The organism is Mesorhizobium shangrilense (genome assembly GCF_028826155.1).
Lineage (GTDB): Bacteria > Pseudomonadota > Alphaproteobacteria > Rhizobiales > Rhizobiaceae > Arvimicrobium > Arvimicrobium flavum.
In genome coordinates, this window is the sequence record NZ_JAQGPN010000001.1 from 4,290,529 (window position 1) to 4,313,371 (window position 22,843).

At 64.2% G+C, this 22,843-nt stretch carries 10 protein-coding genes and 1 tRNA gene; 7 read left to right on the forward strand and 4 right to left on the reverse strand.

All coding sequences use genetic code 11. From position 1 onward, the window contains the following. Positions 1–310: 310 nt before the first annotated feature. The gene (locus PD284_RS20805) at positions 311–640 is read right to left on the reverse strand and encodes a helix-turn-helix domain-containing protein (RefSeq protein ID WP_274630034.1); all 330 of its coding nucleotides are present in this window, start codon (positions 638–640) and stop codon (positions 311–313) included. A 161-nt stretch (positions 641–801) separates the two neighbouring features. On the opposite strand from PD284_RS20805, the gene PD284_RS20810 reads away from it, so the two are divergent. The 3 genes from PD284_RS20810 to PD284_RS20820 all read left to right on the forward strand — a co-directional run bounded on the left by PD284_RS20810 (position 802) and on the right by PD284_RS20820 (position 10,278). After that, positions 802–4,449, forward strand: a complete 3,648-nt coding sequence (locus PD284_RS20810) for a beta strand repeat-containing protein (protein WP_274630035.1) — start codon at positions 802–804, stop codon at positions 4,447–4,449. 567 nt (positions 4,450–5,016) lie between these two features. Beyond that, the gene (locus PD284_RS20815; RefSeq protein ID WP_274630036.1) at positions 5,017–8,625 is read left to right on the forward strand and encodes a calcium-binding protein; all 3,609 of its coding nucleotides are present in this window, start codon (positions 5,017–5,019) and stop codon (positions 8,623–8,625) included. A gap of 126 nt (positions 8,626–8,751) precedes the next feature. Continuing rightward, complete coding sequence (locus tag PD284_RS20820; RefSeq protein ID WP_274630037.1) at positions 8,752–10,278, forward strand: class I SAM-dependent methyltransferase; 1,527 nt, start codon at positions 8,752–8,754, stop codon at positions 10,276–10,278. 343 nt (positions 10,279–10,621) lie between these two features. Here PD284_RS20820 and PD284_RS20825 read toward each other — a convergent pair. Together PD284_RS20825 and PD284_RS20830 are read right to left on the reverse strand one after the other, a co-directional pair. Next, a tRNA-His gene (locus PD284_RS20825) sits at positions 10,622–10,698 on the reverse strand. Positions 10,699–10,966: 268 nt separating this feature from the next. After that, positions 10,967–11,428: a phasin gene (locus tag PD284_RS20830; RefSeq protein ID WP_274630038.1), complete on the reverse strand. Its 462-nt coding sequence runs from the start codon at positions 11,426–11,428 to the stop codon at positions 10,967–10,969. A gap of 244 nt (positions 11,429–11,672) precedes the next feature. Between PD284_RS20830 and PD284_RS20835 the strand changes: the two genes are divergently transcribed. The 3 genes from PD284_RS20835 to PD284_RS20845 all read left to right on the forward strand — a co-directional run bounded on the left by PD284_RS20835 (position 11,673) and on the right by PD284_RS20845 (position 18,476). Further along, positions 11,673–15,440 carry a histidine kinase dimerization/phospho-acceptor domain-containing protein gene (locus tag PD284_RS20835; protein WP_274630039.1) on the forward strand — a complete coding sequence of 1,256 codons (3,768 nt, stop codon included), beginning with the start codon at positions 11,673–11,675 and terminating at the stop codon, positions 15,438–15,440. A gap of 210 nt (positions 15,441–15,650) precedes the next feature. Next, positions 15,651–16,691, forward strand: coding sequence for a Fe(3+) ABC transporter substrate-binding protein (locus PD284_RS20840; protein WP_274630040.1), 1,041 nt, complete (start codon positions 15,651–15,653; stop codon positions 16,689–16,691). Between the two features lie 102 nt (positions 16,692–16,793). Beyond that, a complete protein-coding gene (locus tag PD284_RS20845; protein ID WP_411956283.1) occupies positions 16,794–18,476 on the forward strand; it encodes an ABC transporter permease in 1,683 nt (560 codons plus the stop codon). A 272-nt stretch (positions 18,477–18,748) separates the two neighbouring features. Here PD284_RS20845 and PD284_RS20850 read toward each other — a convergent pair whose 3' ends face one another. Further along, a complete protein-coding gene (locus tag PD284_RS20850; RefSeq protein ID WP_411956239.1) occupies positions 18,749–20,704 on the reverse strand; it encodes an acetoacetate--CoA ligase in 1,956 nt (651 codons plus the stop codon). Positions 20,705–20,873: 169 nt separating this feature from the next. Here PD284_RS20850 and PD284_RS20855 point away from each other — a divergent pair, with 169 nt between their 5' ends. Next, the gene (locus tag PD284_RS20855; protein ID WP_274630042.1) at positions 20,874–22,736 is read left to right on the forward strand and encodes an AsmA family protein; all 1,863 of its coding nucleotides are present in this window, start codon (positions 20,874–20,876) and stop codon (positions 22,734–22,736) included. Positions 22,737–22,843: the final 107 nt, after the last annotated feature.

The window sequence follows — 22,843 nt, forward strand, 5'->3', positions numbered from 1 at the left end:
ATACGCTTGATAGGCTACAATCAAGTATCGTCAACAATAAATGCCGGAAGTCGTCGCGCGGTCGTCGTCCGCGCCGCGCCTACCCCTTGCATCTGCGGCATCACCTGCGTTCGGCCGATACGCCGAGACGAGGACAACGAAAACAAGAAGGCCGCCACCAGCCCCGAAGGACCGGCGGCGGCATGCCCCCCAGGCAATCAGTGGTTGCTATTGCGAAGCTTGATCAGCTGCGCACAAAACGTCCCCGCGCGCCCCCTGCGGGACCAACAAGCATGACGTGTGCGCTGGAAGGTTGTGGACAAGGCCCGGCCTAAGCCACATCCGAATTCTGGTCGCAGACACCCATCGGTTGCGGAAACTCGCCGAAAAGCATCTCATATCCATAGGGATCATAATAGCGCATGAGCCCCTGCATGAACTCCTTCGGATCGACCTTCAGCACCTCGGCCCAGACCTTGTAGCGCTCCGGCGGGACCCGGCCGCGTCCGTTTTCTATCTGCGAAATGAAGGTGTAGTAGTCGGTGTTTACAGCGATCGCCAGGGCACGCTGGGTGAGCCCGGCATTCTCCCGCAACGACTTCAGCCACGCCCCGCCCTCACGGCGAAGCGGATGCTCCAGGTTCTGAATGTTGATGCCCATGATGCACGCCCGCGCTGCCCCTTATCAACCCCTGGTCGACGACATAGCATCCTCGAAATTCCATGTACAGTGGAATTGACAGTTACTTTCGGTTGAGTCTATACGGCATGCACCGGATCGGGCCTTACACGGTCCGGCTGTAACCTTCTCGAGGAGAAATCATGGCAACTCTGGCCGAATTGGATGCCCTCATTGATGGCAATCCCGATGCCTTTGCCGGCATCGCAGCCGCTTACGAAGTCTTGCTGGGCGGCGTTCCCAGCGTCGACGGCTTCATGTTCCTGATCAACAACGCGCTTGAGACGAATTACGGGTCCAACAACCCGAACATCGTGTTCAACACCGAAAACATCTTCATCAACAGCGTCAACGCGCTGTTCCAGGGCAACCCGGCCGCCGAGGCGAAGTTCGACGCCATCACCGCCGGCGCCGCCACCCTGCAGGACCAGCTCGTCGCCATCTACGAGGCCTATGTGCCGGCCGAGCACCAGACGGCGGAAGGCCTTGCCTTCTTCACCCGTGCGGAAGCCCAGGCGTTCTACACGGGCGTGGCTGCCGAGCGCGGCGTCCAGGGGACTGACGGCCCGGCCGTCGTGGCGCTGGCCTCGCTGCTCAAGATGCTGGTCGCCAACGACCAGGGCGTCGGCGATGCGATCAACGACCTGAAGGCCGCCATCGACGACGGCACGGCCAACCTGCCGGAAACCAGCGACGTCTTCATCCCGATCGAGACCGCCGACGGCACCAAGTACGACAACGACGACCCGGCTCCCGGCAAGACGCTGACCGTCAACGGCGACACGCTGTCGGGTGAGGTGTTCAACGCGCCGCGCGCCTTCACGCCGGGCGGCACCGACCAGATGAACACGCTGAACGACGACGACGTGCTGACCGGCACCGGCGCCCACAACGTGCTCAACTTCACCTTCGTCAACGACGCCGACACCGGCGACAACGACATCAACGCGACGCTCAACAACATCAACGAGATCAACGTCAACGTGCGTCTCGATGGTGATGGCTACCTGGATCTGCAGGACACCACCGGCCTGAAGAACCTCAACGTCGACGGCATCGACGGCAACCTGTTCGAGGCCTACAACATCCAGTCGGCCGCAGACCTCGCCATCAGCGTGTCGAACTCCAACGACGAGAACAGCCACGCTCACTTCTACTTCGTGAACAAGGCCGTCAGCGGCGATGCGGATGAGGTCAGCCTCACTCTCGACAGCGTGACCCTCGACGACATCCGCCTGGAGAGCAACGACGGCTCGCAGGGCATCGAGACCGTCAACCTGGCCTCGACCGGCGACGGCAACCAGGTCGACGAGATGTCGATGCAGGACGTCCGGACCCTGAACATCACCGGCGATGCCGAACTGTCGCTGGGCGAGAGCAACAACATCGTTCGCGGCAGCGGCCAGGTCGAAGCGTTCAGGTATGACGCCGCGATCGACAACGCCGCCGGCTCGCTGACGACCATTGACGCCTCTGGCCTGGACGCCGCCATCGAGATCAATCTCGGCGACGAAGTCACTGCCGACCAGGACGGCACCTCGGGCACCGAGGTCGACTTCTCGTTCATCGGCACCAAGCATGACGACACCATCCGTCTGCTGGGCGGCATGGACAGCGCCAACGACAAGATCGACGGCGGCGACGGCAACGACACCGTCCAGGTGTTCGCCAGCGTCACCAAGGGTTCGGTCACGGCGGTCGAGAACCTCGATATCCGCGGAAACGACTTCGGGGCCGGCAACGTGACTGTCGATACCTCGCTGTTCACCGACCTCGAGTCCGTGATCATGCGCAACGAGTCGAACAATGGCTTCAACGTACAGAATGGTCAGGTCGACTTCACCCTGAACAAGCTGTCCGCCGAGGTTGCGGCTGATCTGGTCATCCAGCACAGCACGACCGGCAGCAACGGCGTGGGCGACACGACGATCATCGCCAACCTGGCTGCCGACACCGCGTCCGACCTCGTCGGCGTGACCATCGTCGACCAGGCTGACGACGAAGTCCGCGGCATCAACATCGACCCGCGCTTCAACTTCACGCTGAACGCGGCGAAGGTCGAGAACGTCACCCTTACCGACACCGACTCGGAGTCCAACAGCGTCAGGATCGCCTCGATCGCCGACGTCAAGGGCACGATCACGGTGCTCGGCGAGAACCAGGCCGGCAAGTTCCTGAACCTCGACTCGACCGGCAACGCCCTGCAGCTCGACCAGTCCGGTGGCGAGTCGGACGGCACGGCGATCACGGATGTGGGCGCAGGCGCTGCCGAGCGCTTCAGCGGTGAGACGGTCGATGCCTCGGCCTATACCGGCGACCTGATCGTCCGCGTGTCGAACAATGCGGCCGTTGCCAATGGCGGGCAGACCATCCTGGGCGGCTCGGGCGACGACCACATCATCTTCGACGCCCTCAACAACACCACCGCGGGTCTGTCGATCAGCGACAAGGTGAACGGCGGCGAAGGTGACGACACGCTCTACCTCGACGGCCACGGCAAGCTGATCAACGTCAGCGCGTCGGAGTGGACCAACGTCTCCAACATCGAGACGATCCACCTCGTCGGCCAGGGCGGCGGCGGCACCAACCTGGCCACCGCGCCGGGCGCCAACGACGCCTACGGTCGGAACAGCTACAACCTGACGCTGACCAACGACCTGATCGCCAGCAACGGCGTGGCGGTCACCGGCGGCCGTCTGATCCAGATCGTCAACGACAACGATCCGGAGAACGACGATACGGGCTCCTTCAACCAGGGCGTGACCATCGATGCACGCAGCCTCAACGCGCAGTCGAACTTCAGCTATGACGGCGAAGAGTTCTTCGGCGAGACGGCGGACCGCTTCATCATGGCCGACGCCAACATGAACGGCCTGGCGCAGATCGACGGTGGCGCGGCTGCGCTGAGCAACGCGGGCAACTCCGACGTTCTCGAAGTCCGCAACTCGGCCGTCGTGACCATCGGCGACCTGGCTGGCGTGTCGAACGTCGGCACCATCGAGTTCACCAACGACCAGGCTGCGACGCAGACTGCCGTTCTCGAACTCGACAACGCGACTGTCGATCGCCTGGTCAACAGCACGCAGGAAGCCTCCGCAACGAACGGCGTCGAGACGCTGAACGTCTCCGCGCACGACAACCCGCTGCTCGCTGGCGCTGACACGGTTCTGAACCTCGATGCGTCCCAGATCACCAACGCCTTCCTGGCGCTGAATGTGACCGGTGGCGGCTCGGCCGACAACATCACCGGCGGTGCAGGCAACGACATCATCAACGGTGGTGAAGGCAACGACACGATCAATGGCGGTGGCGGCAACGACATCCTCATCGGTGGCCTCGGCAACGACACGATCGATGGCGGTGCAGGCGACGACCTGATCCACGCTGGCGTCGGCGTGAACAACGTCACTGGTGGCGCTGGTGCAGACACCTTCCTGTTCAACGCAGGCGACAGTTTCCACCAGTTCCTGAACAACTTCACCATTGTGACGGACTTTGCGACGGGCACGGACAAGCTCGATGTCGTCAGCGCGGGAGCTCCGGGCTACACCGAGTTCGACGCCGGTCTGGTGGGCGTGGGCAACTTCGCCGCCTTGATCGCGCAGGCCGATGCAGCCATGGCTGGTGGTGGCGACAGCGACATCTTTGTCGCCTACAACGCGTGGGGCTCGGGTGATGCTTTCGTCTTCGTCGACGACAACGGCGACGGCACGTATCAGCAGACCGAGACGTTCATTCAGTTGTCCGGCATCAACAATGCCGCCGCAATTGGTGCGCTCGACTTCATCTGATAGACTTCAAATGTGAGAACGGGGGTCTTCGGGCCCCCGTTTTTTTGTGCGCCTAGCCTTGAAGTTCAAGGATCGGGCACGCCGCACGAGAGTGGCCCGGCGACTCGGCAACCGGCCACGATTGCACTACGGCTTCTGGCGCGAGCGATCGCCAGGCCTCCTGTCAGCGGCGATGCGATGGCGGCACCTCGCGGCGCCGTCGCCCGACGCGAAACTCGCCTGTTGGGAGCCGGGCTGCGGGCGGCACTTGTCGTCCGCCCTCCTCGCCGCGGCGAAAAATGCCGCCACCAGCCCTGAGACGCCGGCGCGGCGTGCCCCCAGCAATCGGTGGTTGATATGCGACACTGGATCGGGCGCGCGCAAAACGCGAATCGGATGCTCCAGCTTTTGAATGTTGATGCCCAGGATGCACGCCCGCGCCGCGGCGTTATCAACCCCTGGTCGATCCGAGTCGCACCATCCAAACCGTTGTACAGTGGAATTGACAGTTACTTTCGGTTGAGTCTATACGGCATGCAGCGGATCAGGTCTTGCACGGTCCGGCTGTAACCTTCTCGAGGAGAACTCATGGCAACTCTGGCCGAATTGGATGCCCTCATTGATGGCAATCCCGATGCCTTTGCCGGCATCGCAGCCGCTTACGAAGTCCTGCTGGGCGGCGTTCCCAGCGTCGACGGCTTCATGTTCCTGATCAACAACGCGATCGAAACGAATTACGGGTCCAACAACCCGAACATCGTGTTCAACACGGAAAACATCTTCATCAATAGCGTCAACGCGCTGTTCCAGGGCAACCCCGCCGCAGAGGCGAAGTTCGACGCCATCACCGCCGGCGCCGCCACCCTGCAGGACAAGCTGGTCGCCATCTACGAGGCCTATGTGCCGGCCGAGCACCAGACGGCGGAAGGCCTTGCCTTCTTTACCCGTGCGGAAGCCCAGGCGTTCTTCACGGGCGTGGCTGCCGAGCGCGGCGTCGCCGGCGAAGACGGCGCTGCCGTCGTGGCGCTGGCCTCGCTGCTCAAGATGCTGGTCGCCAACGACCAGGGCGTCGGCGATGCCATCAACGACCTGAAGGCCGCCATCAACGACGGCTCGGCCAACCTGCCGGAGACCAGCGATACTTTCACCCCGATCGAGATCGCCGACGGCACCAAGTACGACAACGACGACCCGGCTCCCGGCAAGACGCTGACCGTCAACGCCGACACGCTGTCGGGTGAGGTGTTCAACGCGCCCCGCGCCTTCACGCCGGGCGGCACCGACCAGATGAACACGCTGAACGACGACGACGTGCTGACCGGCACGGGCGCCCACAACGTGCTCAACTTCACCTTCGTCAACGACGCCGACACCGGCGACAACGACATCAACGCGACGCTCAACAACATCAACGAGATCAACGTCAACGTGCGTCTCGATGGTGATGGCTACCTGGATCTGCAGGACACCACCGGCCTGAAGAACCTCAACGTCAACGGCGTCGACGGCAATGATTTCGATGCCTACAACATCCAGTCGGCAGCAGGTGTGTCGCTCAAGATCTCCAACTCCAACGACGAGGGCAGCGACGTCTCTTTCCTCTTCGTCAACAAGGCCGTCAGCGGCGATGCGGACGAGATCACCCTCACCCTCGACAGCGTGTCCCTCGATGACCTGCGCGTCGAAAGCAACGACGGCTCGCAGGGCATCGAGACCATCAACATGGTCTCGACCGGCGATGGCAACCAAGTCGACGAGATGGAGTTCCAGGATCTCGAGACCCTGACCATCACCGGCGATGCCGGGCTGACGCTGGGCGAGAAGTTCAATATCATTCGCGGCAGCGGCCAGGTCGAGGCGTTCCTGCACGACAACGCCTTCGACAACGCCGCCGGCTCGCTGACGACCATCGACGCTTCCGGCCTGGACGCCGCCATCGAGATCAATCTCGGCGACGAAGTCATTGCCAACCAGGACGGCACCTCGGGCACCGAGATCGACTTCTCGTTCACCGGCACCAAGCATGACGACACCATCCGTCTGCTGAGCGGCATGGACAGCGCCAACGACAAGATCGACGGCGGCGACGGCAACGACACCGTCCAGGTGTTCAACAGCGTCACCAAGGGCTCGGTCACCGCGGTCGAGAACCTCGACATCCGCGGCAATGGCGGCTTCGGCCTCCACACCGTCACGGTCGACACCTCGCTGTTCACCGACCTCGAGAGCGTGACCATGCGCAACGAGTCGAGCGTGGGCTCGTTCGTGCAAAACGGCGCCGTCGACTTCGTCCTCGACAAGCTGTCCGCCGAGGTTGCGGCTGATCTAGTCATCCAGCACAGCACCACCGGCAGCAACGGCCTGATCGACACGACGATCGTCGCCAACCTGGCCACCGACACGGCGTCCGATCTCGTCGGCGTGACCATCGTCGACCAGGCTGACGACGAAGACCGTGGCATCAACATCGATCCGCGCTTCAACTTCACGCTCAACGCGGCGAAGGTCGAGAACATCACCCTCACCGACAACGACTCGGAGTCCAACAGCGTCAGGATCGGCACGATCGCCGACGTCAAGGGCACGATCACGGTGCTCGGCGAGAACCAGGCCGGCAACTTCCTCGACCTGGACGCGGTGATCGGCGTGATGGATCGCGACCGGAACGGAGGCGATGCGGACAGCGCGGGCATCCGGGATCTCGGCAACTTCGTCTTCGCCCAGCGCTTCAGCGGCGAGAAGGTCGATGCCTCGGCCTATACGGGCGACCTGAGCGTGCGCGTGTCGAACAATGCGGCAGTCGCCAATGGCGGGCAGATCATCCTCGGCGGCTCGGGCGACGACCACATCATCTTCGACGCCCTCAACAACACCACCGCCGGTCTGTCGATCAGCGACACGGTGGATGGCGGCGCGGGCGACGACACGCTCTACCTCGACGGCCACGGCAAGCTGATCAACGTCAGCGCGTCGGAATGGACCAACGTCTCCAACATCGAGACCATCCATCTGGTCGGCCAGGGCGTTGGCGGCACCAATCAGGCCACCGCATTCGGCGCCAACGACGCCTACGGTCGGAACAGCTACAACCTGACGCTGACCAACGACCTGATCGCCAACAACGGCGTGGCGGTCACCGGCGGCCGTCTGATCCAGATCGTCAACGACAACGATCCGGACAACGACGGCTCGGGCTCCGCCAACGAGGGCGTGACCATCGATGCACGCGGCCTCAATGCGCAGTCGAACTTCAGCTATGACGGCGAAGAGTTCGGCGGCCAGACGGCTGACCGCTTCATCATGGCCGACGCCAACGTCAACGGCCTCGCGCTGATCGACGGCGGCGCGCTTCTGGACCTGAGCAACCTGGGCAACCAGGACGTTCTGGAAGTCCGCAACTCGGCCGTCGTGACCATCGGCGACCTGGCTGGCGTGTCGAACGTCGGCACCATCGAGTTCACCAACGACCAGGCTGCGACGCAGACTGCCGTTCTCGAACTCGACAATGCGACCGTCGATCGCCTGGTCAACAGCACGCAGGACGCGTCCGCGACCAACGGCAGCGAGGTGCTCTATGTGGCGGCCTTCGACAACCCGCTGCTGGCCGGCGCGCACACCGTCCTGAACCTTGACGCCTCGCAGGTGACCAATGCCCACCTGTCGCTCGTCGTGATTGGCGGCGGCGGAAACGACACCATCACCGGCGGCGCGGGCGTGGACCTCATCGGCGGCGGCGCGGGCAACGACGTCATCAACGGCGGTGGCGGCGACGACCTCATCAACGGTGGCGACGGAAACGACATCATCACCGGTGGCGCGGGAGCAGACAACATGACCGGCGGCGCGGGGGCGGACACCTTCGTGTTGCTCGATGCCTCCTCGGCGTTCACGCTTGCGGCGGCAGACGTCATCACCGACTTCACGACCGGCGTTGACAAGATCGACACGCAAACGGGCTGGGGTGTCGCTCCGATCGTCGATGGGGCGGCCACGATCGACTTCGCCGATTTCTTGGCGAAGGCCGACGTCGCCAACAACGCTAATGACGTCTACGTCGAGTGGAATGCTGCAGGCTCCGGCAATGCCTGGGTCTATATGGACCTGAACTCGAACGGGACTATCGACTCTGCTGACGCGGTTGCTGTCCTGGTTGGCATCAACACGGCTGCAGAAATCGCGATCGGCGATTTCATCTGATCGGATTCGGTCACTCAACTGCGAGCGGGGCCTTCGGGCCCCGCTTTTTTTAGAAGTGCATCGATCGGGCGCTTGCGGTGGCGCGGACGCTCTTGCAAGGTTGCGAAGTTCAGCGAGGGGATGCGAATGGCCGATTGGTCTGGGGGCTACGTTACCGATCTCGACTATACCTACGGCTTCTATCGCGAGCTCACGCCCGGCATCCTGTCACTGGCGCTGATGTGGCGGCAGATCGCAGCGCCTTCGCCTGACGCAAAACTCGCCTATTGCGAGCTCGGCTGCGGACAGGGCATGTCAGCCAACATCCTCGCCGCGGCGAACCCGCACATCGAATTCCATGCCACCGACTTCAATCCCGGCCAGATTGCCTTCGCGCGCGACCTGGCCGCGTCGGCCCGGCTGGGCAACATGCATTTCTACGAGGACAGTTTTGCCGAGTTCGCCGGGCGCAAGGACCTGCCGGACTTCGACATTATTGCGCTGCACGGCATCTACAGCTGGGTGCGCGACGAGTACCGCGCCAATATCCGCGACATCATCCGCCGACGCCTGAAACCCGGTGGCATCGTCTACGTCTCCTACAACTGCCTGCCGGGCTGGGCAGCCGCCGCCCCCATGCGGCACCTGCTCTATCTCCATGGCAAGAGCAGCGGCGGCCCGACAGCCGGCCGTGTCGGCCCGGCGCTCGACTTCGTCGGCAAGGTCGAGGAAAGCGGCGCTCGCTATTTCAAGGCGACGCCCGGCATCAAGGAACGGTTGGAGAACCTGCGCAAGCAAAACCACAACTATGTCGCCCACGAATACATGAACGACGTCTGGAAGATGATGTATTTCTCCGATGTCGAGGAGGAGATGCGCGACGCCAAGCTGACCTTTGCAGGCTCAGCTCACCTGCTGGACACGCTGGATCAGATCAACATCACGACAGCCCAGCAGAAGTTGCTGGCCGAAATCCAGGACCCCGTGCTGCGCGAGTCTACCCGCGACTACATGGTCAACCAGCAGTTTCGCCGCGACGTCTTCGTGAAGGGCCGCGTGGCCCTGCAACAGGACCGGCTGGAAGGGATGCTGCGCAACCTGCGCTTCGCCCTCACCGTGCCGCTGTCGGCGCTGAGCCTTAAGATCAAGGGCGCGCGTGGCGATGCAGACGCCAGCCCCGCCGTCTACAAGCCGGTGGCCGAGATGATTGCCGAGGCGCCCAGGAGTGCAGCCGAAATCGTCGCCGATCCCCGCGGCGGGCAGCTCAAGCCGGCGGAGGTGCTGCAATGCCTCTACATCCTCACCGCCTCCGGCCAGGCGCATCCCTGCCTCGCCGCGGCGGACCTCAGCGATCGCCACGCCTCGGCACGAGCGCTCAACGACGCCATCCTGCAGCGCGCGCCCGATTTCGCCGAACTGCGTTTCCTGGCCTCCCCGGTCACGGGCGGCGGTGTGGCTGTCGACCGGATGGCGCAGCTGTTCCTGCTCGCCGAACGCAAGAATGTCGACCCCAAGGAGTTTGCCGACAAGGCTCTCGCGCGGCGGGGCGAACAATTCATCGTGGACGGCAAGCCGGTCGTCGAGCGGGGCGAGCATCAAGCCGAGCTTGCCAGGCGATTTGCCGCGTATCAGCAGGAGCAGTTGCCCATGCTGAAACGACTGGGCATTGCGTGATTCGCGGCCAACCTGTCTTCTCGGCTCGGCCGTCAAAGATCGGCATCGTCAAGAACGATCATGTGCACCAATGTCTGCACGCTGGGCGATAAGGGCCGATCCGGACCTGGAGGTAAGTTGAGGCTCGCGCGTCGACGAACAGCCCCTCCTGGCTCGACGGGAGGGACGTTGCCTCCGATCTCCGTGTCAAAGCGGCTCCGAGCAAGCTTGACGACGCCCGGGGGCGATCAAGCCCGCAGCCGGAGCGTCTCACTGCGATTCAGGGTGCCGGCACGCGCCCTGCCGGCCGGAGGCTGACGGCAAGCGACGCACAGATGATACGGAAATTCAGGAAAAAAGAAGATGGTACGGTTGGCTGGGATCGAACCAGCGACCTCCGGATCCACAATCCGGCGCTCTAACCAGCTGAGCTACAACCGCAAGCCGTTCGGTGTCGGGTGCATACGGGCAATCGCGGCACATTTCAAGGCAAACATTTTGCCGCACCGCAAGTCTTTCGGTGTTCCCCAGAAATCCGATCGAAGGCGCGCCGCAGCCCAGTCGCCAGGCGACCAAAAAAGGAAAAGGCCGGGGGGAGGAGATCCCGGCCTTTCCTTTCAATGACCAGCGGGAGGAGGTGCTGGCCGCTTGGCCGCCAAGCGGAGGGAGGAGGATCCCGCTTGTCGGATATCGTGTTGCCTAGAATGCGTCAGGCGACTTTCAGTTCCCGGACGCTCCTCTCGAAGACATCCTTGATCGGCTTGGCGACCTCTTCGGCCGCCTTGGAGACGACGCCCTGCATGTCCCTCGCCTGTTCGACGGACAACTCGAAGCGCTTGCGGAAAAACGCCGTCTGCAGTTCGATGACCTCGGAAAGGGAACGGGCGGCGACCAGCGCCTCCAGATGCGAGAAGCTCGCCTCGGCATTGGTGCGCAGCGCAGCGATCGCCTTGAGCGACAAATCATTGCCCGCCGATCTCGCGTTCTCGAAGGTGCTCTCAAGCGCCTTGTGGGTGTCCTCCGCGCCGGCCTTCACCTTGGCGTAGACTTCCTTCGACTGCTCCACGCCCTTCTCGGCGATGACACGGAACTGATCGGTTGCCTTCGAAGCGTCGAAGGTCGGGAATTCGATGGTTTCAGAAACGTCTGCGATCTTGCTGGTCTTGGACATTTTCCTATCCTGTTGCTGGTCGGAAGGCTCTCGGAAGCCTTCTCGTTGCATCCCCGACAAACCTAGCAGAGGAATTTGTGCAATGCAACATTTATTGTGCAACGCACACTACCGCGAGCGCGCGAGATTAACCAAGCGGTCACTTCGAGGCTGCCATATGCGCAGATTTGTGGACGTCTGCGCCCGTTGCTTTTATTAACAATGCGTTAAAGTCCGGAAACGCAACCGGCTCAGGGGATCGCTTTTGGCTGCGGAAACGCACTCATTCATCGACATCGCCGCGCTTGACGACGTACGTCGCCATTTCGCATCTGGCGATGCGACGGTGATCCTTACGCTCGATCTCACGCAGGTCATATGGTGCAACGGGCCAGGCGCTTCGCTTCTCGGTTTCTCGGGCATCGAGACTGCGATCGGGGCGGAGTCCGGTCTCAGCCGGCAGGCCAGGCGTCAGATCGAATCCCTCCCGGCCTATCCCGAGATCGGCAAGGACCGTCCCGTCAGCGTGCGTCTCGCCGCCGGCATGATCAGCCAGATCACGGCGTTCCGGGCGAGCCGCATCGCATTGCCGGGCGGCGAGGCCGCGATCATGCTGCTGGTGCCGTTCGACGGCGCGGCGTCACACGCCGACACCGAGATCGCGGCGCACGCCATCGAGGGTTTCGAGGACCCCAGCAACTATCTTGCGCTGCTCGGCGCAAACGGCCAGCGGCTCGCCGTCACGCGCGGCTTTGAGAAGCTCGGCATCGGACGGGTCGTGCTCGACAAGCTGATCGCGGACGTGGCGACCGAGAGGGACCGCCTGCTGAAGCGCCTCGTCCGCATCGACGGGCGCGCCATGCCGGTCGGCTTCGCGCGCTTGTCCGAAGACCCGGCGCGATATCTGCTGATTACCGTCGACGATCGCCAGACCGAGGCCGACGACCTCGATTCGACCCCGGCCGGCGTGGTCGACGATTCGCAGGCGATGACGACAATCGCGACCGAACCCGCCGCCGGCGCTCCCGCAGGCGCGTCGTCGGAGGTTGCCGCAGCACCCGGCGACCACGCCCCCGGCGCACGATCCACGCAGGCTGAGCCCACGCCGGTCGCCACCGGTTCGCGCCCGTCAGAGACCGGCGACGGCGAAACGGAGGCAACCGCAGCCGCCCCTGAACCGCCGGTCACGCCTGCCGCTCCGCCCCCATCGCAGTTGGATCGGACGGCCCCTGCGCCCGCCGCATCGCACCACGACAGTTGGTATTTCAGCGCCGAGAACGACGCCGCCGGCGCGTCGCCCGTCGCCGATACGCAGGCCGGCGAATCTGCCGCCGGCAAGGCCGCTTTCGAACCGAACCCTCACGCGGCGCCCTTGCGCTTCGTCTGGAGGACCGATTCCGAAGGGCGGTTCAGTTCGATCTCTCCCGAATTCGTCGCCGCCGTCGGCGCAGACACAGGCGATCTGATCGGACGGAGCTTCGCCGATATTGCGAGGCGTCTCGCGCTTGATCCAAAGGGCGAGATCGCAGGGCTTCTCGAGCGACGGGATACATGGTCCGGCCGTTCGGTGCTCTGGCCGATAGCAGGAACTGCCCTGAGGGCGCCGGTGGACCTGGCCGCCTTGCCCGCATACGACCGCGACCGCCAATTCGAGGGTTTTCGTGGGTTCGGCGTCGCCAGAATGGGCGAAGCGGTCCAGGAATCGCAGGAAGCCGCCACGCCCCTCTCCAAATCCGCGGACACAGGCCACGACGCGAGCGAGCCGGGCTCGACGGAGCCAGTTCAGGCCGCGACGTCCGATGAGCCGGCGACGGAAGGCCGGCACTCCGCGCCATCGCCCCAGTTCGATCCGGAGCAGCCGGAGGTCCACGCAGAAGATTCCTTCCGGGGCGAGACGCCGGCGCTGGAGATCGGAGCCAAGCCCGGGCGCCGCTTCACCGACAAGGTGATCAGCCTTGCCGAGCACCGCACCCCGGCAAACGACAAGGGCCTGACCCCGCTGGAACGCAGTGCGTTCCGTGAGATCGGCGAACAGTTGAAGCGCTCCAGCCAAGCCGCGGCGCAGGCGGCGAAGTCCGACGCGACCCCACCTGCCTCGACGGGCGGTTCCAGGGACGACGCCCCGGAAGCAGCCGAACGGTCTCTGGAAACGCAGCCTGACAGGAACCCGGTCCCCTCCCCGGCAGACCGCCCCGAAACCGAACCCGAAGTTGCGGAGCCCGCCGCGCCCTCGCCCCGGGCGGATGAACGGCCGTCCGAAGCTGATCGAGCTCCAGCCGGCGCCAAGGACGAGGTCGCGGAGACGCGTCCCGCAGAAGAAGCCGCGACGCCGGCCGCGCGGGTCTCCCGCTCGCTGCTCGACTTCGCGTCGGCGGCCGAGCCCGGCGCGGATGAGGAGGCATCGCTTCCCGCAGCGAGCGATGTCACCGCCGCCACATCCGGCGACGGCGAAACGCCCCGGCAAGCCGAGGCGGCCGCACCCCAAACGCCAGGCGTCGCCCGCATTGCCATCAAGGACGAAGGCTTCATGCCGTCCGCCTTTGCGGAGCGCCGAACGGGCGGACGGCGCGCCGACACCTCCATCCTGGCGCAGTTGCCGATCCCGGTGCTCATTCATTCAGGCGATACGCTGCACTACGCCAACGAAGCACTCCTTTCGTTGACCGGCTACGGTTCGATCGACGAGCTTGCGGCCGCGGGCGGGCTGGACGCGCTCCTCTCCGGACCGGTCGAAGGCCGCAACGAGGGCGACAACCGCGTCATGCTCACGACGCGGGACGGCAGCGAAATTCCCGTCTGCGCCTATCTCCAATCGGTGCCATGGCTGGGCGGCAAGGCGTTGCTGCTGACGCTCATCCGTCCGCCCGCAGCAGCGAGCGTGGACCCGGCGGTGGCGACCGTCGAGGATGAGGAACTGCAGGCGCGCGTCGCGGAGCTGCGCACGATCCTCGACACGGCGACCGACGGCGTGGTCCTTATCGACAATGACGGCAACGTGCGCTCCATCAGTCGACCGGCTGAAGCTCTGTTCGGTTACGACAGCGACCAGGTCGCAGGCAAACCCTTCGCCTCGCTCTTCGCCATCGAGAGCCAGCGCGCGGCGGGAGACTATCTTGCAGGGCTCGCCGGCCACGGCGTCGCCAGCGTGCTGAACGACGGGCGCGAGGTGATCGGGCGCGAAGCGCAGGGACGCTTCATCCCGCTGTTCATGACGATCGGCCGCTTGCCCGGCAACACCGGCTACTGCGCGGTGTTGCGTGACATCACCCAATGGAAGCGCGCGGAAGAGGACCTGGTGCAGGCGCGGGCGCAGGCCGAGCGGACATCGTCCCAAAAATCCGATTTCCTGGCGCGGGTGAGCCACGAGATCCGCACGCCGCTCAACGCGATCATCGGTTTCTCGGAGCTGATGCTCGATGAAAAGTTCGGACCGGTCGCCAATGACCGCTATCGCGACTATCTCCGCGACATCAACCGGTCCGGCAACCATGTGCTGGATCTGGTCAATGACCTGCTCGACATTTCCAAGATCGAGGCCGGGCAGCAGGAGATGGATTACGAGGCCGTGGCCTTGAACGATGCGCTGGCGGAAACGGTGGCATTGATGCAGCCACAGGCTAACCGCGAGCGGGTCATCATCCGCTCGAGCTTCGCCTCAAAGCTGCCTGAGGTCGTCGCCGACCTCAGAAGCGTGCGCCAGATCGCACTGAACATCCTCTCCAATGCCGTCCGCTATACGCAGGCCGGCGGCCAGGTGATCGTGTCGACGGCGCACGAGCCCAACGGCGAGGTCGTCATGCGTGTGCGCGACACCGGTGTCGGCATGACCCAGGCCGAGATCGAGCAGGCGCTGAAACCTTTCAAGCAGGTCAATGCGCTGAAGCGTGCACGGGGCGATGGCACCGGCCTCGGCCTGCCGCTGACCAAAGCCATGGTCGAGGCGAACCGCGCGAAGTTCTCCATCTTCTCGACGCCCGGCGAAGGCACGCTGGTCGAGGTCGCCTTCCCCTCCACCCGCGTGCTGGCGGAGTGAGCGGCCACAAACGTGGAGCGCTCGTTCGGGCGTTTTCTCAGAAACTAGAGTAACTCATTGAAAAGCTGGGATGAAACTCCAGTTTAGAATTATTCTAAACATTTGAATTCATTGAGGTTTCACTTGACCCTCGCGCCGCTTGCGATCATAAGCCTCTCGTTTCTTGATAAGAAACGGAAGGTTTACGGCTCCACCGCCAAGGAGGGAATAATGAGACTCAACAGGCTTGCGCAGCTCGCGGCATTCGCCGCCGCCGGGGTCGCATCCACTGCCGCCCTCGCCGAGGGCACGGTCAACGTCTACACCTATCGGCAGCCGGAACTGATCAAGCCGGTTCTCGACGCCTTCACCAAGGAAACCGGAATTGCAACGCAGGTTCTGTTCCTCGACAAGGGCCTGGAGGAGCGGATCGCCTCGGAAGGCGAGAATTCGCCGGCCGACGTGATCATGACCGTCGACATCAGCCGCCTGACTGCCGCCAAGGAAAAGGGCATCACGCAGCCGCTCGTCGACGACGTCGTCAACAAGAACATTTCCGCGGAGTATCGCGATCCGGAAGGCCACTGGTTCGGCCTGACCAAGCGCGCCCGTGTTATCTACGCCTCCAAGGACCGCGTGACCCAGACGGAGATCACCTATGCGGAGCTGGCCGACCCGAAGTGGAAGGGCAAGATCTGCATGCGCTCCGGCCAGCACGACTACAATCTGGCGCTGTTCTCGGCGGCCATTGATCATTGGGGTCCGGAGAAGACCGAGGAGTGGATGAAGGGCCTGAAGGCCAACCTCGCCAAGAAGCCTGACGGCGGCGACCGTCCACAGGCGGGCGCGATCGCGGCCGGCGAGTGCGACATCGCGATCGGCAACACCTACTATGTCGGCCTGATGCGCAACAACGAGAAGGATCCCAAGGACAAGCAATGGGGCAACGCGATCAACGTGCTGTTCCCGACCTTCACCGAGACCGGCGGCACGCATGTCAACGTTTCGGGCGCGGCGCTCGCAAAGCATGCGCCGAACAAGGACAATGCGGTGAAGCTGATCGAATTCCTCTCCGGGCATGAGGCGCAGCAGATCTACGCCGAGAAGAACTACGAATATCCGGTCGAGCCGGGTCTGGAGCCGTCGTCGACCGTCAAGGAATTCGGCGAGCTGAAGGCCGACACGCTGTCTCTGGCCGACATCGCCAAGAACCGCAAGGCGGCGTCCGAGATGGTCGATCGCGTCGGGCTCGATGACGGCCCGAGCAGCTGATCGGATCCAACATAAGAAGCGCGAAGCCGGGCCGCAGGTCCGGCTTTTGCCGTTTGAAATGACCGAATGATGCAGACGACCGAACGCGCAGGTCTGGGCGGCATGGACGACCCGCATGCGGACCGGCGACCGCCGGCGCAGCGGCTCGTGCATCCCTGGTTGCTTTGCATCGCCATCCTCATTGCCGGGATCGTGCTGCTGCCGGTCATTTCGCTCGCGACCGTCGCGCTCACCGGTTCCGGCGAAGACTGGCCGCATCTCATCCGGAACGTCCTTCCCGGCGCGACCACAACGACGCTGGGGCTGCTGGCGATGGTGGCGGTCGGCACGGCGGTGGCGGGCGTCATTTCCGCCTGGTTGGTCGTCGCCTTCGACTTTCCCTTCAGGCGGACGATGTCGTGGGCGCTGGTCCTTCCCCTGGCCGTGCCGCCCTATCTGGCGGCCTACGCCTTCGCCGAGTTCTTCCACTACAGCGGGCCGGTGCAAAGCCTCGTGCGCGCCGTTTTCGGTTTCGAGACGATCCGGGACTACTGGTTTCCGGACGTCCGCTCGACCGGCGGCGCGGCGCTGGTGCTGACGTCCGTGCTCTATCCGTATGTCTACCTGACGACCCGCGTCGTTCTCCTGATGCAGGGGCGCAATATCGGCGACGTGGCGCGCACGCTCGGCGCACGCCCCGCCAAGGTCTTCCTGCGCGTGCTTCTGCCGGTGACGCGACCGGCGATCATCGCAGGCGTCGCGCTCGTCCTGATGGAGACCATCAACGACATCGGCGCATCAGAGTATCTTGGTGTTCGCACGCTGACCTTCGCGGTCTACTCGACGTGGCTCAACCGCGGCAGTCTCGAAGGTGGCGCGCAGGTCGCGCTGATCATCCTCGTGCTGGTGTTCGCCCTGCTGATGCTGGAGCAGCACAGCCGCAAGAGGCAGCGCTTCCACAACAGTCGCGGCACCCAGATCAAGGCGCATCATCCGCGCATCCCGCTCCACGGCCGGCGCGGCTGGACAGCGCTTGGCGTCACGCTGTCGCCGGTGCTTCTCGGCTTCGGCATCCCCCTCTTCGTCTTCGGTCAGTATGCGTCGCGGCGGATCGAACAGTTCGCCACGCCGGAACTCGGCGCGGCCTTCCTGACGTCGGTCGCCACATCGGCGGTCACCGCGGTGCTGACCGTCAGCCTCGCCCTGGTGCTGGTCAACGCCGTGCGCGTGGCGCGGTCCGGCGGGATGACGGCGCTGGTGCGGCTGGCTTCGGTCGGCTACGCGCTGCCGGGCGGTATATTGGGGCTTGGGCTGATCCTCGTGCTCACCCGCTTCGACAACGGCCTCGACGCGCTCATGCGGGTCGAGTTCGGCGTCTCTACCGGACTGCTCGTCTCCGGCAGCGCGGCTGCGGTCATCCTCGGCTGCACCATTCGTTTCCTGGCCCTCGCCGAAGGGGCGGTGCGCTCCGGCCTCGACAAGCTGCCCCCGCATCTCGACGAAGCGGCGCGCAGCCTCGGCAAATCGCCTACCGCAAGCGCGACGACCGTTTTGCTGCCCCTCCTCAAACCGGCAATCCTCACCGCCCTTGTGCTGGTGTTCGTCGATACGGTGAAAGAGCTTTCGGCCACCATCCTGCTCCGGCCGTTCGGCTTCGGCACATTGGCGACCTACGTCTACGAACAGGCCTCGCGGGGCGCGCCGGAGGACGGCGCCGCGGCGGCGCTGGTCATCATCCTGACGGCGATGGCTCCCGTGATCCTTTTGTCGGGGGCGCTGATGCGCGACCGCGAAGCCTCGATGTAGGGCGTTGCGCGCCGCCTGCCCGCCACATCCATCTCCCTCGCCGACCGCAAAGAAAAAAGGCGCCCCGAAGGGCGCCGCAAGTCGAGATGCTGTGACAAACGAAGCGGGCGAAACATTTTCGCCAAGCAAGGAATCCCTTGAACTCACGCACGACTATCGGGGCGATCCGTTACCAATTCCCTAACGGGACGCCTCGATGTTTATGAATGTGTATCACCTGTGAAGTCTCGGTAAATTCCGCGGATACCGTTCGTTAACGAAACGCCGCGCACCTACCTCGCAAGCTCCGGCAGGTCGCGGAACAGGTCGAGCGCTTCCGGATTGGCAAGCGCCTCCTGGTTCTTGACGGTGCGCCCGTGGACGACGTCGCGCACCGCGAGTTCGGTGATCTTGCCCGACTTCGTGCGCGGGATGTCCTTCACAGGAATGATCTTGGCCGGCACGTGGCGCGGGCTCGCGCCGCTGCGGATCTTCCGCTTGATCGTGTCTTCCAGCGCGGCGTCGAGCACGACGCCGTCGGCCAGCCGCACGAACAGGATCACCCGCACGTCGTTGTCAAAGTCCTGACCGATGCAGATCGCCTCCGCAACCTCCGGAAGCTGCTCGACCTGATTGTAGATCTCGGCAGTGCCGATGCGCACGCCACCAGGATTTAGCGTGGCGTCCGAGCGGCCGTGGATGACCATGCCGCCGTGCTCGGTCCATTCGGCGAAATCGCCGTGGCACCAGACATTGTCGAAACGCTCGAAATAGGCCGAGCGGTACTTTGCGCCGTCCGGATCGTTCCAGAACATGACCGGCATCGACGGAAAGGCCTTGATGCAGACCAGTTCGCCCTTGTCGCCGCGCACGGGCATGCCTTCATCGTCCCAGACGTCAACGGCCATACCGAGACCAGGCCCCTGGATCTCGCCCACCCAGACCGGTTCCGTCGGGACCCCCAGCACGAAGCATGCGGCGATGTCGGTTCCGCCCGAGATCGACGCCAAATGAACGTCCTCCTTGATGGCGTCATAGACGAAGCGAAAGCCTTCCGGCGCCAGCGGCGAACCGGTCGAGGAAATGGTTCGCACGGAAGCCAGGCTGTGCGTCTTCCTCGGCTCGAGACCGGACTTGCGTAGCGCATCGATGAATTTGGCCGAGGTGCCGAAATAGGTCATCTGCTCGGCATCCGCATAGTCGAACAGCACGTTGCCGTCCGGCGCGAAGGGCGAGCCGTCATAGAGAAGCAGCGTCGCGCCCGAGGCGAGACCCGACACCAGCCAGTTCCACATCATCCAGCCGCAGGTCGTGAAGTAGAAGAGGCGGTCGCCCTCCTTCAGGTCGGCGTGCAGCCGGTGCTCCTTTACGTGCTGCAGCAAGGTGCCTCCGGCCGAATGCACGATGCACTTCGGAATGCCTGTCGTGCCGGACGAGAACAGGATGTAGAGCGGATGCGAGAACGGCAGGCGCTCGAAGGAAACCGGCTTCGCGGCGTAGGGCCGGACAAAATCGGAAAGCGCCGCTGCATTGGGGATGGCAGCCGCCGCTTCGGAGGCCTTGCCGAGATAGTCGACGATCACCGTCTTCCGCACGCCCGGCAAGCTGGCGGCGATCTTGGCGACCTTGGCGGTCACGTCTACCTGCTTGCCGTTGTACCAATAGCCGTCGACGGCGACGAAAATCGTCGGCTCGATCTGCCCGAACCGGTCGAGCACTCCTTGCTCTCCGAAGTCGGGCGAGCAGGAAGACCAGACCGCGCCCAGCGACGCAGCCGCCAGCATGGCGGCGACTGTTTCGGGCATGTTCGGCAGCATCGCGGCAATGCGGTCGCCCGGCTTCACCCCCTCGGCCCTGAATGCCTGCTGAAGGCGCGAAACCAGCGCGCGCAGTTCATTCCAGGAGAAGCGCGCCGTGGCCTTGTCCTCGCCGCGGAACACGATGGCGTCGCTGGCGCCTTCCTTGCGGAGCAGGTTCTCGGCAAAATTCAGCTTCGCGTCCGGGAAAAAGCGCGCGCCGGGCATCCTGTCGCCATCGACCAGTTGCCTTTCGCCACGCTCGCCGACGATGCCGCAATAGCTCCATACGAGGGACCAGAAGTCGGCGCGCTCTTCGATGGACCAGCGGTGCAGTTCGGAATAATCGGCGATCCGAAGGCCTGAAACGGCCGACGCCCTGGCCATGAAATCGGCGAGATTGGTCCGCGCGATCTGCTGCGGCGTCGGTCTCCAAAGCGGCATGCCTGACATCAAGTCCTCCCCTTGCGGCAGGTCTTTATGCACAGCATCACACCCACCGACAAGATATCGGCAGCGCCAACGAACACATGCGCCCGCTTGACGCATGGCCGCCTTCGGCCGACCACATTTGCCTTGAAAAGGCTTGACTGGCGGGCTCAAACCGCTCTGGGGTGACCGCGTGCAAATCGAGCTGTCCAGAACCATTGCAAAGCTACGGTCCGGCCACCGCTGGATCGTGCCGGTGACGCTCGGCCTCCTAGCGGTAGCGCTGTTTCTCTACGTCATCGTGCCGCTGGTGGCGTCCACTCGCATCGTCAAGGAACGCATCGCCTTCGAGATGAGCGCTTGGAGTGGCTACCACGTATCGATCGGCTCCGCCCCCATCGTCAGGCTGTTTCCGCTGCGCGCCGTGCTGACCGACGTTACGCTGACCGAGTGGACACGCGACGCGGCCCCGGTGCTGGCCGCCGACCAGGCAATCATCAACCTCTCGCCTCTGGCGGCGCTGACCGGCGACATCTATTTCGCCAAGGTCAGGCTGGTGCGACCCGTACTGCGCGTGGAAAGGAACGAGAGCGGCATCTACCTGCCGCGTTTGCCGGGCGGCGGCCGCATGGCGAACGCCGTAAAAGACGCCCAGGTCCTGACCGCCGCCAACCCGGAGAACCCCGACCTGTCATCGCTGCCGGGCGATCCGTTCGGCACCGTCGAATTCCTGGGAGGCCGAATCGTCAGCGGGCCCGATGACGAAGAGGTGGTCGCGAGCCTGGAAGGCATCGCGTCCTGGCCGCGGCTTGACCGCAGCGGATTGCTGCGCGCCAGCGGCAGGTGGCGCGGCGAGACCGTCATCGTCGAACTGTCATCCTCGGAGCCTATGGCGCTGATTACCGGCGGCACGGCGCCGATACACGTCGCCTTCGCGGGGTCGCCAGGCAATGCTGCATTCGACGGCACCGCGAACCTTTCGGAAAAGCCGTTCTTCAGCGGTCAGGCGGCGTTCTCGACCTCCTCGCTGCGTCGCCTGCTCGAATGGTCCCATGCCGACATCGGCACGCGGCCGGAGGTGAACGCCGTCTCCGTACGAGGCCGCATCCAGGGCGGCAACGAACGGATCAAGTTCGAGGATCTCGAACTCTCCATGGACGGCAGCTCGGGCAGCGGCGTCGTCGACCTGGCGCTCGGCCAGCGGCGGCCCGCACTTTCCGGCACGCTGGCCTTCCAGCAACTCGACCTGAATTCGTTCGTCTCCGCCTTGGCGCCCGTGGGCAGCAACGGGGCGCGGAGCAGCGAGGTCGACACCACCTTCACCGAGCGGTTGAGCCTCGACCTGAGAATGTCGGCCGCGCGGGCGACCGTAGGAACGATCAGCCTCTCAGAGGTGGCGGCAACGGCCCAGATGCGCGACGGTCTGGCCATCTTCGACATTTCCGACGCCAGCGCCTTCGATGGGCGGCTGCAGGCCGGTCTGCGCTTCGACCGTACCGAGCAAGGGACCGAGGTGGAGACGAGCCTGCGCGCCACCGACATCGATGGCGCAGCCTTCGGACAGACCGCCGGCCTGTCGCGCGTGATTCCGACCGGCCGGGCCAGCTTCTCGTTGATGCTGAAGGGACCCGTCAGTCGCTGGGATGACTTCACCAAAAGCCTCGCAGGCACCGTGACGGCCAGCTTCGGGCCAGGCGCCATCCCCAATCTCGATCTCGCGAAATTCGTGGCGAAGACCCAGGAAGGCGGTTTCTTTGCGCTGCGCGAGGTCGCCACGGGCAGCCTCGCCATCAACAAGCTGGCCCTGAAGGCGTCCATCACCAACAACCTGGCGCGGATCAACATCGCACAGATCGATGCAGGGCAGAATGTCATCGATCTGTCTGGAGTGGTGTCTTATGCCGGTCGCGGCCTGGCGCTACGCGGCAGCATCCGCAACAGCACTGGCATCACGAGCGCGACGCCCGATGCAAGGGAAACCGCCCGCTTTTTCGTGGGCGGCACATGGTCGGAGCCATTCATTTCTCCGACCCCGGTTCCGCCGCGGACGGATTGAGCGTCCCGCCGGCCGCAGCCTGCCCTACCCGCTCACATCCATCGTCGTTGCGAAGCACCATCGTGCCTCCAAGGCTTGCTGCGATGGACGACAGGATCCTTGATGGC